Annotated in this window: 10 protein-coding genes and 1 pseudogene; 5 read left to right on the top strand and 6 right to left on the bottom strand. The window is 29.5% G+C overall.

Features of this window, described 5'->3' with window-relative positions:
* Nucleotides 1–2 precede the first annotated feature (2 nt).
* The 6 genes from AJN56_RS00580 to AJN56_RS00605 all read right to left on the bottom strand — a co-directional run bounded on the left by AJN56_RS00580 (nucleotide 3) and on the right by AJN56_RS00605 (nucleotide 7,990).
* On the bottom strand, nucleotides 3–1,094 hold the full coding sequence (locus AJN56_RS00580) for a DNA adenine methylase (RefSeq protein WP_002854420.1): 1,092 nt from the start codon (nucleotides 1,092–1,094) through the stop codon (nucleotides 3–5).
* A gap of 38 nt (nucleotides 1,095–1,132) precedes the next feature.
* Nucleotides 1,133–1,651 (bottom strand): translation initiation factor IF-3, encoded by a 519-nt coding sequence (gene infC, locus AJN56_RS00585; RefSeq protein ID WP_002851726.1) that lies wholly within the window; start codon nucleotides 1,649–1,651, stop codon nucleotides 1,133–1,135.
* Nucleotides 1,648–3,456 carry a threonine--tRNA ligase gene (gene thrS, locus AJN56_RS00590; RefSeq protein ID WP_002869067.1) on the bottom strand — a complete coding sequence of 603 codons (1,809 nt, stop codon included), beginning with the start codon at nucleotides 3,454–3,456 and terminating at the stop codon, nucleotides 1,648–1,650. Before thrS ends, infC begins: the two co-directional genes overlap by 4 nt.
* Nucleotides 3,457–3,586: 130 nt before the next feature.
* Nucleotides 3,587–4,390: an undecaprenyl-diphosphate phosphatase gene (locus AJN56_RS00595; protein ID WP_002854708.1), complete on the bottom strand. Its 804-nt coding sequence runs from the start codon at nucleotides 4,388–4,390 to the stop codon at nucleotides 3,587–3,589.
* Between the two features lie 73 nt (nucleotides 4,391–4,463).
* Nucleotides 4,464–6,461, bottom strand: a complete 1,998-nt coding sequence (locus tag AJN56_RS00600) for an OPT family oligopeptide transporter (protein WP_079254175.1) — start codon at nucleotides 6,459–6,461, stop codon at nucleotides 4,464–4,466.
* A 182-nt stretch (nucleotides 6,462–6,643) separates the two neighbouring features.
* Nucleotides 6,644–7,990 carry a CitMHS family transporter gene (locus AJN56_RS00605; RefSeq protein WP_002859390.1) on the bottom strand — a complete coding sequence of 449 codons (1,347 nt, stop codon included), beginning with the start codon at nucleotides 7,988–7,990 and terminating at the stop codon, nucleotides 6,644–6,646.
* 242 nt (nucleotides 7,991–8,232) lie between these two features.
* On the opposite strand from AJN56_RS00605, the pseudogene AJN56_RS00610 reads away from it, so the two are divergent.
* The 5 genes and pseudogenes from AJN56_RS00610 to AJN56_RS00630 all read left to right on the top strand — a co-directional run bounded on the left by AJN56_RS00610 (nucleotide 8,233) and on the right by AJN56_RS00630 (nucleotide 12,020).
* Nucleotides 8,233–8,575, top strand: a pseudogene (locus tag AJN56_RS00610) (DUF4878 domain-containing protein).
* Entirely contained in the window at nucleotides 8,559–9,131 is a 573-nt protein-coding gene (locus AJN56_RS00615; protein WP_002825721.1) for a YiiX/YebB-like N1pC/P60 family cysteine hydrolase, read from the top strand. The pseudogene AJN56_RS00610 and the gene AJN56_RS00615 overlap by 17 nt, the downstream one beginning before the upstream one ends.
* Nucleotides 9,132–9,229: 98 nt before the next feature.
* Nucleotides 9,230–9,577, top strand: a complete 348-nt coding sequence (locus AJN56_RS00620) for a hypothetical protein (protein WP_002867117.1) — start codon at nucleotides 9,230–9,232, stop codon at nucleotides 9,575–9,577.
* A gap of 134 nt (nucleotides 9,578–9,711) precedes the next feature.
* The gene (locus AJN56_RS00625; protein WP_002869065.1) at nucleotides 9,712–10,839 is read left to right on the top strand and encodes a hypothetical protein; all 1,128 of its coding nucleotides are present in this window, start codon (nucleotides 9,712–9,714) and stop codon (nucleotides 10,837–10,839) included.
* Nucleotides 10,839–12,020, top strand: a complete 1,182-nt coding sequence (locus AJN56_RS00630) for a replication-associated recombination protein A (protein ID WP_002868214.1) — start codon at nucleotides 10,839–10,841, stop codon at nucleotides 12,018–12,020. Before AJN56_RS00625 ends, AJN56_RS00630 begins: the two co-directional genes overlap by 1 nt.
* Nucleotides 12,021–12,044: the final 24 nt, after the last annotated feature.

Below are 12,044 nucleotides of genomic sequence, written 5' to 3' on the forward strand. Positions count from 1 at the left end.
ATTTAATTTTTAACTAAAATATAAAGTTGTTCATGAAGATGGATATTACGATTTTTAAGATTGCGAGAAGCTCTAAAAGTATTATATTTTTGTTCTAAAATCCGACATTTTCCAAGAGTACTTAAACGCTTTAAAAAAATTTCTTTTTTTACAAAACCTTCACAATTATAAGAAAGTAAAATCACTCTTGCTTTTAAATCATTAATAAGTTCAAATAAAGCATCTTGGGCAAATTTTGACTTATTAAAAGTACTGCGGTTCCAATCCTTTGGAATGCCACTGATTTTAGAAATTTCTTCAGGTTTTTTATAATTTGCAATTAAATTTAGCATAAAATAATTAGAACTATAAGGGTGCTGATTATAAGGGGGGTCAAGATACACTACATCAAAAAAATCAAGTTCTTTTGCAAGCATGTTTGCATCCTTTTGCATCACTTCAAATTCACAAGAAAAATTTGAAAAAATAGGGATTTTAAGCTCTATTTCTCCTTTAATGCGTTTAAGTGCATTTTGTCCTTCTCCTCCAAATTTTCCGATACCATCCTTACCCTTATAAAAACCTTTAAAAACTCCGCTAGTATTTGAATGAACACTGGCTTCATAAATCAAAGGAGCTATAAAGAAATGCCTCAATTCTTTTGGAATTTCATTTTCGATTTTTTGCCTTATAGTATCAAGATATAAAGCATTTTTAAAAGTATAAAAAACCCTTTCATTTTTTTTAATATCATCATCATCTTTTGGAGCATAAAGCTCACTGATAAAACCTTTTTGAAAATCTAAATTTTGGATTAAATTTTTATAATACTTTTTTATATTTTGAAGTAAATCTTTGTCTTTATTAGCAAGATAACACTCATTGATGAGTTTTGAATAATCTTCTAAATCATTGGCTAAAATATAATTTGAGTGTGCTTTTGCAAAACGACTTACAACACCTGAGCCACTAAATATATCACAAAAACTAAATTTATCTTTACCAAGTTCTTTTTTAGCTACCTTAAAGCCATTATTTAAAAAACTTAAAAGTGCTCTTTTATTTCCAAGATAAGTTATAATTTGCTCTTTTAAAAAAGAAGGATTTTCTTTCAAAATTTAAAACCTTTAAAAGCCTTATCCACAAAAGTGGATTAAGCTTTTTTTGGAGTTACAAGCATATTTACATAACGACCTTCAAAATTTGGCTCTTTGTCACGATTAGCTTCATTTTCTATCATAGTCCAAATTTTTTCAAGCAAAGCTACACCTGCTTCAGGAGTTGCCATTTCACGTCCTTTTAAGAACACACGAAATCTCACATGCTTACCTTGTTCTAAAAATTCTAAAGCATGTTTTACCTTGTAATTAATATCATTTTGAGCAATTTTTACAGAAAGTTTGATTTCTTTTATATCAATCACTTTTTGTTTTTTCTTTGCTTCTTTTTGTTTTTTCTCTTGTTGATAACGGAATTTACCATAGTCCATGATCTTGCAAACAGGTGGCTTAGCATCTGCAGCTATCATTACAAGATCAAGTCCTAAACGATTTGCAATTTCTAAAGCTTCATCACTACTGATAATACCATAAACTTTGCCATCATCGCCAACACATCTGATTTCATCCGCTCTTATTTCTTCATTGAGCAATACTTCTTTTTCTTTACTCAAAAGTGTACCTCACTCATTTTCTCCTTAACTAATTTAATAAATTCGTCCAAGCTAAGATTTTTTTGTTCTTTAGCTCTTCTATCTCTTAAAGCAACGCTACGCTTTACCACCTCATCATCGCCTAAAACTAAAATCATAGGTAATTTTTGCTTTTCAGCGATACGAATTTTTTTACTTAAGCTCTCATTTTTTTCATACACCTCGCTATCGATATTAAGCTCTAATAATTCTTTTTGAATTTCTTTTGCGTAAGCAATATGTGCTTCGCCTATTGGCACTATACCCACCGCAGTTGGTGCGATAAAAAATGGAAACTCACCCGCACAATGCTCGGTTAAAATTCCTATAAATCTTTCAAAAGAACCTAAAATCGCACGATGCAACATTACAGGTTGTTTTTTTTCATTATCACTATCAGTGTATTCAAGTTTAAAACGACTTGGTAGGTTAAAATCTACTTGTACAGTTCCACATTGCCACTTTCTTTTTAAAGCATCGGTAATTTTAATATCAATCTTTGGCCCATAAAAAGCCCCGCCACCTTCATCAATACCGTATTTTAAACCTTGTTCATTTAAAGCTTCTTTTAAAGCCTTAGTCGCTATTTCCCAAATTTCATCATCACCTATGGCTTTTTCAGGTTTAGTTGAAATTTCCATTTCATAGCTAAAATCAAATAATTTCATCAAATTATCCACAAAAGCTAAAATTTCTAAAACCTGCTCTTTAATCTGACTTGGCATACAAAAAATATGTGCATCATCTTGAGTGAATTCTCTCACTCTAAAAAGTCCATGCAAAACGCCACTTTTTTCATGACGATGTACCACGCCGTATTCAAAAAATTTCAAAGGCAAATCACGATAACTTCTTACATCACTTTGATAAATTTTAATATGTCCCACACAGTTCATAGGCTTAATGCCATATTCTTGTTCATCAATTTGTGTAAAATACATATTTTCTTTATAGTTTGCATAATGCCCACTGATTTTCCATGCATCTGCTTTTAAAAGTTCAGGCCCACGCACAGGCTCATAACCACGTAAACGATGGATCTTATAAAGCATATGTTCAAGTTTAGATCTAAGTCTTGCACCGTTACTCAACCAAATAGGAAGACCTCCTCCGATCTCATCATCAAAGGTAAAAAGCTTAAGCTCTGTTCCAAGCTTTCTATGATCGCGTTTTTTAGCTTCTTCAATAATGGTTAAATACTCTTTTAAACTTTCCTTATCTGCAAAAGCAGTTCCATAAATTCGAGTAAGCATTTCTCTTTTTTCATCGCCACCCAAATACGCTCCTGCAACACGAGTGAGTTTAAAAAAGCGTAAAAATTTCGTATTTGGCGCATGAGGACCACGACACAAATCTTCAAATTCACCTTGTTTATAAATACTTACAGCTCCATCAGGAATACGCAATAAAACTTCTTGTTTTAAATCATCATTTTGAAATTTAGCCAAAGCTTCGCTTTTTGTGATTTCATATTTTGAAATTTCAATCTTTGCTTCAGCAAGTTCTTTCATCTTTTTTTCAATTTTTACTAAATCTTCTTCGCCAATCTTACTTTCCACACGAAAATCATAATAAAATCCATCTTCTATAACAGGACCAACGAAAAATTTAGCTTCAGGATACAAACTCTTAATCGCCTGTGCCATTAAATGCGCACAAGAATGACGGATTACTTCTAAACTTTCTTTAGAATTATCAAAATAAATTTCTTTTAAATTTGTATTTTTCACACTTTGAGAGTCAATTATTGTCTCATTGTCCAAATACGCAATAACTTCTTTTTCCATATTTTTAACCCTTTGTCGCTCACTTACCCTGTGAGTGTTTATAAAGTTCTAATTTTAACTTTCTAAGACTTAATTATTTTTGAAATTCAGCTTATTTTTAAAAAAATCTTAGAATAAATTTAATATTTATTTATAGCTTAAATTCACTTCCAGCATTTAAAATCCCACTATAATACAAATAAAAGAAAACAAATCCTAAAATAATACGATAAATTCCAAAAGGGATAAAGTCGAATTTAGAAATAAATTTTAAGAAAAATTTTATAACTAAAACTGCAACAATAAAAGCAGTGATAAAACCTATGCCTAAAGGAATTAAAGAATTTGCATTGCTAAGAAGCTCAGGCTCTTTATAAATGCTATAAGCTGTAGCGATAATCATCGTTGGAATGGCAAGCAAAAAACTAAACTCAGCCGCAACTTTTCTATTAAATCCTAGCAAAAGTCCACCAATAATACTTGCTCCACTTCTTGAAGTACCAGGAATCATGGCTAAAGATTGAAAAATACCTATGCAAAAAGCTTGTTTAAAACTTATTTCTTCTAAAGAATTGATACGATATTGTTTATTTTTATGTGCAAGTTCTATAAGAATAAACACAACACCGCCAAAAATGAGCATTCCAACCACAACCCAACCATTAAATAAAGCATTTAAGTATTTTGCCACAAAAAGCCCTATAACTCCAGTAGGAAAAAATCCAACTGCAAGTTTTAACCAAATATCAAGCCCTTGAAACAATTTACGCCAAAATACAAAAATGACCGCCAAAATAGAACCAAGCTGGATGATAATCAAAAAGCTTTTCCAAAACTCATCTATATCGATACCTAAAATAGTTGTACCTAAAATCATATGTCCTGTTGAAGAAATAGGTAAAAACTCAGTCAGACCTTCTATAATTCCAAGTATTAAAGCATATAAATTTTCCATTTTAATCCTTGAATGATAATTGCAAAAGAAAAATTATATCAGAATGGATTAAATGGGGTTTTAACCCCAAAAATTAAGCATCTTTTTTAACAATACGCTTAATGAAATATAATACAACTCCCACAAAAAAGATAAGTGCGAAAAGCTCGCTATCATGAAAATTTGCTAAATTTAAAGCTAAAGGATTTTCACTACCACCCATACTTACTGAAAATACAGTAATTCCTGCGATAATTACCCCAAAAATACTTTCACCCACTATAAGCCCTGAAGCAAAAAGCGTGCCTCTTTGCTCACAACTTGCAAGTTTTTCTTCTTTATGAGAATTTTTTGCATATTTTTTAGTCAAGTGTTGCATTACAATATATTTTAAAATTCCGCCTATAACTAAAGGTATATTTATAGCAGGGGGAAGGTAAATACCTATTCCAACGGCTAAAGGCGGCAAAGACATTTTCTGTGTTCCTTTTAAAATTTTATCTATAATAATCATTAAAATTCCTACAAATACACCAAAAGCCATATAACCCCACTCTATATTGTGATGAAAAATTCCTTGGGCGATAGTGCTCATTAAATTTGCTTGCGGTGCTGCTAAAGCTGATGAAGCATCCATACCTTCTCTTGGCATTGCTCCGACAAAACCATAGGCTTGATAAAGCAAATTTAAAACAGGAACTATAGCCAAAGCACCAAAAACACAGCCTACAAGTAAAGCAACTTGTTGTTTCCAAGGAGTAGCTCCGACTAAATGTCCTGTCTTTAAATCTTGTAAATTATCATTCGAAATAGCAGCTGTAGCTAAAATAACACTAGTAGTAAAAATAGCTAATGCTACTGCAAATTTAGAAAGCATAGGATCTTGAAAAAGTTCCACACCTAAAACCAAAAAAACAATAGAAGAAATAATAACACCAATAAGTCCGATTCCAGAAATAGGACTAGAAGAAGATCCTACAAGTCCTGCCATATATCCGCAAGCTGCTGCAACAAAAAAACCTATTAAAACAGAAACTAAAGTTCCAACAAATGAAAATAGCATTTGATAATAAATACTTAAGTTAGCATCTTCAACAAAACTATAAAAAGTAATAAATAAACCCACAACCATTAAAACAAAAAGTATAAAAATACTTTTTAAAGAAAGGTCTATATTTGTTCTTTCATTTTTTTCTTGATTGGTAATTTTAACATTTTTAACAATTTCTTTAATACCTTCAATAACGGGTTTTAAAAGTTCTATTAAAGTCCAAAGCGCTGCTATAGCAATAGCTCCTGTTCCTATAAGCCTTACTTTAGAACTCCATACACTAGAAGCTAAATCTACGGCATTTTTTGCACTATCGAATTCAAAATTTGAAAGATAGGGAGTAAAAATACCCCAAGCTAAAAACATACCTACAAAAAGAGCTATAGCACCTGCTAAACCAACTAAATAACCTGCCCCTAAAAGTGCCAAAGAATATCCCATAGAAAAACCAAAAGCCATTTTATTCCAAATAAAAGCAAAATTACTCTCACTTGCAGCGAGTTTAAAACCATTGCTTAACAAACTAAAAATAGCAGCTATAAAAGAGCCTAATGCTATTTCTTTAATGCCTTGTTTTCCTTTTTTACTACTCTGATCTTTATTGGCTACTTTTAAAATTTCAGCTGCGGCTCTACCTTCAGGATAAGCAAGCTTGCTTTCAACCACCATAGTCCTTCTTAATGGTATAGTAAAAAGCACTCCAAGTCCGCCACCACAAAGACATATCATAAAAGTTTGCCAAAGTGGAAATTCACTCCAATACCCACACATAAAAAGCCCTGGGATAACAAAAATAACTGATGATAAAGTTCCTGCTGCTGAAGCTTGAGTTTGAACCATATTATTTTCTAAAATATTTGAAGTCTTAAAAAGACTCAAAACCGCCATAGAGATGACCACAGCTGGAATTGATGATGAAAAAGTAAGTCCCACTTTTAACCCCAAATATACATTTGAAGCTGTAAAAATAATAGTTAAAATACTTCCCAAAATCAAACCCCTTAAGGTAAGTTCTGGTAAATTTTGTTTTTTGTACATCATTTCTCCGTTTTAAAATTTACTTTCAACTTAAAAAATATTCTTATAAGTTTAAATTTATAATTTTTCTCTAAAGCAAAATAAAATAATACAAAAAAACGCTTATATTTTTATAAATTTTTGACTCAAAAATATCATAAAACAATGAACCAATCATTGAAAAATCAAAAGTTCTTTTATTTTAATTATATTATCCCAGCTACCTCAGCAAAAATCAAGCAAATAATACTTATACCCCATATATAAAAAAAGCTTCTTTTGATATGATCTTTAATATTAACCTCTGCTAAACCACAACCTAGCAAAGTTGCAGGCACAACAGGAGAAATAAATGTCGCACAATTTCTTGCTATCACCATGATAATAGCTATAGTCAAAGGTTCAGCGCCAAAAGCCTTAGTTACACTCAAAACTATAGGCATCACTCCATAAAAATAAGAATCTGTACAAAAAATAATTGCCATTGGAACAGCCAATATCCCTACCATCAAAGGAATATAAGCGCCTAAATAATCTGGAACAAAATTTAAAATCAAAACACCCATTTTCTCCATAATACCACTTTTATCAAATACGCCTATTAATATCCCAGCACCAATTAAAGTAATATACATAAGCATTGCACCACCACTTGCACGATCTAAAACTTTTTTAGCTGTTTTTAAATTAGGATAATTAAGCGGTAAAATTATTGCAAGTCCTATCATAAAGCAAATATAACTAGGAATAATACCGCTAATTAAAAGCCCAATAACTCCAATAGCTACAAGTAAATTTAACCAAAACCATTTTTCATTATGGTGTTCGCTTTTTTCTATATTTAAATTTATTCCAGACAAGTTACCTGCGCCTGCACCTCTTTTTATTTCTATCTTAGCAATCCAAATTGCCAAAAGAAGGGATAATACCAAACCTACAATCTGAATAGGTATAATATGGTGCCAAAGCAAATTTGCATCCATTCCTATATTAGTAGCCGCTCTTAAAGTAGGACCACCCCAAGGAATAACATTCATAACCCCCATAGCCGAAGTAATAATCAATAACATTGAAGTCTTTCTTATACCTAAACGCTCATAAATAGGTAATAATGCAGGTATTACAATAAGAAAAGTAGAAGCACCTGAACCATCTAAATGCACAGCAGCAGCAATAAAAACAGTAAGAATGCAAACTTGATATACATTAGCTTTCATTTTTGATAAAAATGCATTTAAAATTTTAGTAAAAAAACCACTTGCATTTAAAACACTAAAAAAGAGTATAGAAAAAACAAACAAAGCTGCCGTATCCGTTACGCTTTTGACTCCATCTTTAATAAAAACAACCAATGTTTTAATATCAAAAACACCTCCTTTAACCCCTAAAGCTACACCCACGCCAAAACCAAGCCGTTCAAGAATAAGTAAAATACAAGCTACACTAATACTTACACTTATAAAAGCTAATGCTGGAGTAGTATAATCTTTTAGCAAAAGCCAAACTATCAATCCTAACGAGAAAAAACCCAATAAAGCTAAAAAAATTTCCATATCCTATCCTTTTGTATCATTTTTATTCGATAATAAAATAGGATATTTTAACTCCAACTTATATGTGTTTAAATTTATAGCTTTTTAAAAAAAATATATTTTCTAATGTAACCATTATAAACAAGAATAAAAAAATAATTTTGAATTATTTTGCTATAATTATGAATATTTTAATTTATACTATCAAAAGAAAAAATGAAATTTTTTAAACTTTCTTTCTTGGCTTTAGTTGCCTTTTTTTAGTGGCTTACGGTTCTTCAAATCCTGAAGATTTAGCTAAAAATTTTACAAAAGATCTTTACAGTGGTGATACTAAATCTGTTATGAGTTACATTGATCTTAGCGAAGCTAAAAGCGATGAAGAAAAAAACATTTGTTAGTGATAAAATCACTCAAGTTGTTGCTGAAAATGCAGCCAAAGCAAAAAGAATGGGTGGTGTTAAAGATATTCAAATTGAAGAAAAAACAATCAATAAAGATTCTGCTAAAATCAGAGTTTTAGTGTTATTTAACAATGATAATAATCAAAGCAGCAATGTTTTTCTTGCTAAAAAAGATAGAAAATGGCTTGTTTTACTTAAATAAAATTTTATATTTTTTCTTAATTTTATTTTTATTGATTGGAATTTTGGGTTTCTTTATAAATTCCAATCCTTCAAATCAAATCATCAAAAAACCCTATCTACCTTTTCTTGAAATAGGTGATCTTGTCTTTCGTGCAGGAATAGGAAGTGAAAGTTTTTTAATAGAAAATTTAAGTCAAAGCCCTTATTCTCATATCGCTATGGTAGTTAAAACTTCTCCAACTATACTCATACATGCTACAACAGATGATGACAAAAATGCTAAAAACCAAGTTATCTTAAGCTCTATGGATGATTTTTTAAAACTGAGTCATAAAATTGCTATTAAAAGATTAAAATTTGATGAAAAAACCAAACAAAAAATAGTTGCTAAAGCTTTGGAACATTTAGGCAGAAAATTTATCATAAGTACAGATAAAGATGCTTTTTACTGCACTACTTTTTTAGAACAATCTATTAACTCCATTACCCCATTTCATCTTCAATATACTCTAATCAAAGCTCCTTTTAATGAAGGTTTATATCTTTTTCCACAAGCTTTTTTTGAAAATAATTAAAGCGTATTAATTTTATGAAAGTCAAAAATTTTTAATTTCACATTCACTTCACTTAAAAATTTTATAATGTCATCACTTTACATTAAGGAGAAATAATTATGAAAAAAAGTATTTTATTCGCATCAGCACTTTTAGCTAGCTCAATGCTTTTTGCAGATAGTCTAAAACTTGAAGGTACTATTGCACAAATTTATGATAACAATAAAACCTTGCTTATTGACTCTATTTATGGCGGACAAATGGCTATAAAAGTTCTACCAAATACCGAAATAGAAATGGATGATTGTGGTATTTTTGGAACAGATAAAGATGGAACTTTTAAAGATTTACAGGTTGGAAATTTTTTAGAAAGTAAAATTTCTTATGGAATACCTGCTACACCAAATACTCAGGCTATTCCAGTAGCTAGAAAAATTGAAATTCAATGTTATAAAAAAGCTTATTAATATAAATCCCTTAACAAGGGATTTATAAAAATCATTCTTCGGCAAACTACTTCATTACTCTTAAATAAAAATTTAAACTCTTTTTTAACAAGCAATTTATAAAATAACACTTATATTTTCATCTAAGGCAAATAATGAAAAAATGGATTTTTATTGTTTTTTGTTTTATATTAGGTTTTATTATTCATATATTTTATATAGGATACACTAACGAACTTTTATTTAATAAATTTATTAAAAACAGCAATCCTGATTATACAATTACAGATATTTACTTCAAAAAAGGTTTTTTAACCTCTAAAGGAAGTTTTACTTTAAATCACTCTCATACACAGCTTTCAACCAAAATCAACCTTAAATTTAATAATTATTTTTTCTTAAATAAAATTATAAAAGGAAATTTTACAAATCCTTTTGATTTTTTAGATAAAGTGTTAAAAAACAATAAATTAGGAACTTTTACTCTCAAATTACACGATAACAACTCTAAAATATTTCTAAATATTAAAGATATAAATTTAAGCAATGAAGGTGGAGATACCATCATAAACGGCGGATATATTGAAGCTTTAATGAATAAAAATTTAGAAATTAAAAACATTAAAATACATTTTGATATGATTAATTTTTCTCAATTTTATACTAAATTTGTGTTGCAAAATTTAAATTACGAACAATTTTTTAACAATCCTGTACAATTTTATGAATTAAATTTATTTAGCAAAAGCCAACAACAAATCAACTTTGATTATCTTGTGTTAGATAACAATAAAATCAATTCTTTTTATAGCAAAAATCTAGTAAATTTTAATGAAGAAAATTCAACAATAAACTTAAACATACAAGGAAAATCCAATGAAATTGATATTGATCTTAAATCTTTATTGGGTCAGAATTTAAATTTTGACAAAACAAAATTTAATATAACCATAAATAAATTTCTTAACTCAAATTTCAATATCTCTCATTTTATTCAAAAAAATCTTGATCTAGAAATACAAAATTTAATTCTTGAAAAAAATAAACAAAATATCAGTTTACAAGGCAATTTAAATATTAACAACTCTTATCAAGCAAAATTACAAGTTATCAGTTCAGATGAGCCTGATGAAATTTTTCCTTGGACAAAAGATTATGGAGGTTTAAATCAATATTTTTTAAAAGAAAATAATAACTTTTTTCTAAATTTATCTTATGATAGCTTAGCCAATCCTCAACTAAAAATTAATGGTAGTGAATTTTCAAATATGGATTTAAATTAATGAGCCTAGCTTTGACCTTTCGCCCTGAAAATTTTGATGATATTTTAGGACAATATGAGCTTATAGAAATTTTCAAAAAATTTACTGCTTTACAAAAACTTCCTCATAGTATTTTTTTTGGAACGGCAGGTTCTGGAAAAACAACTTTTGCTAGAGTTGTAGCCAAAGAATTTGGCTTAGATTTTTATGAATTTGATGGAGGAAATTTTAAACTCGAAGAACTAAGAAAAATTTTAGATAATTATAAAAATAGTCTTTATAAGCCTTTAATTTTTATTGATGAAATTCACCGCCTTAGCAAAACCCAACAAGAAATGCTTTTAATTCCTATGGAAAATTACCGTTTAATTTTAATTGGTGCAAGCACTGAAAATCCCTATTTTGTTTTAAGTTCTGGTATAAGAAGTCGCTCCATGCTTTTTGAATTTAAATCTTTAGGGGCAAAGGAACTTGAAACTTTACTCTTACGCGTACAGGAAAAAATGAAATTTAGTATTGATAAAGAAGCTAAAGATTTTCTACTTAAAAGTGCTGATGCAAGAGCTATGCTAAATTTGCTTGAATTTGTCTTGGTTTTAGATGAAAAACATATCAGTCTTGAAAATCTTAAAAAACTTCGCAACACCATAAATAGTGAAGGTGTTAGCTCAAAAGATACACATTATATTTTAGCAAGTGCAATGATAAAAAGTTTACGCGGAAGTGACGTTGATGCAGCTATTTATTATCTTGCAAGACTTATTGATGCAGGAGAAAGTGCGGATTTTATCGCTAGGCGTTTGGTGATTTTTTCAAGTGAAGATGTCGGAAATGCCGATCCAAATGCTTTAAATTTAGCAGTTTCGACTCTAGATGCTGTTAAAAATATAGGTTATCCTGAAGCAAGAATTATCCTAGCCCAATGCGTAGTTTATTTAGCAAGCACAATCAAATCCAATGCAAGCTACAAAGCTATCAATGAAGCTTTAAACTATGTAAAAAATAATGAAGCTTTAGAAATACCTAATTATCTTAACAACAATCATCAAGAAAAACAAAACTATCTTTATCCACATGATTTTGGTGGCTGGGTAGAGCAAAAATATCTTAGTAAAAATTTAAAATTTTATCATAGCAAGGGCTTAGGAGAAGAAGCAAAATTGTTAGATAATTTATATAAATTAAAAAACCATAAAGCTTAATTTTATTATTTAAAATTTACAAAA

The sequence above is a fragment of the Campylobacter sp. BCW_4319 genome (assembly GCF_001764435.1).
Classification (GTDB): domain Bacteria; phylum Campylobacterota; class Campylobacteria; order Campylobacterales; family Campylobacteraceae; genus Campylobacter_D; species Campylobacter_D jejuni.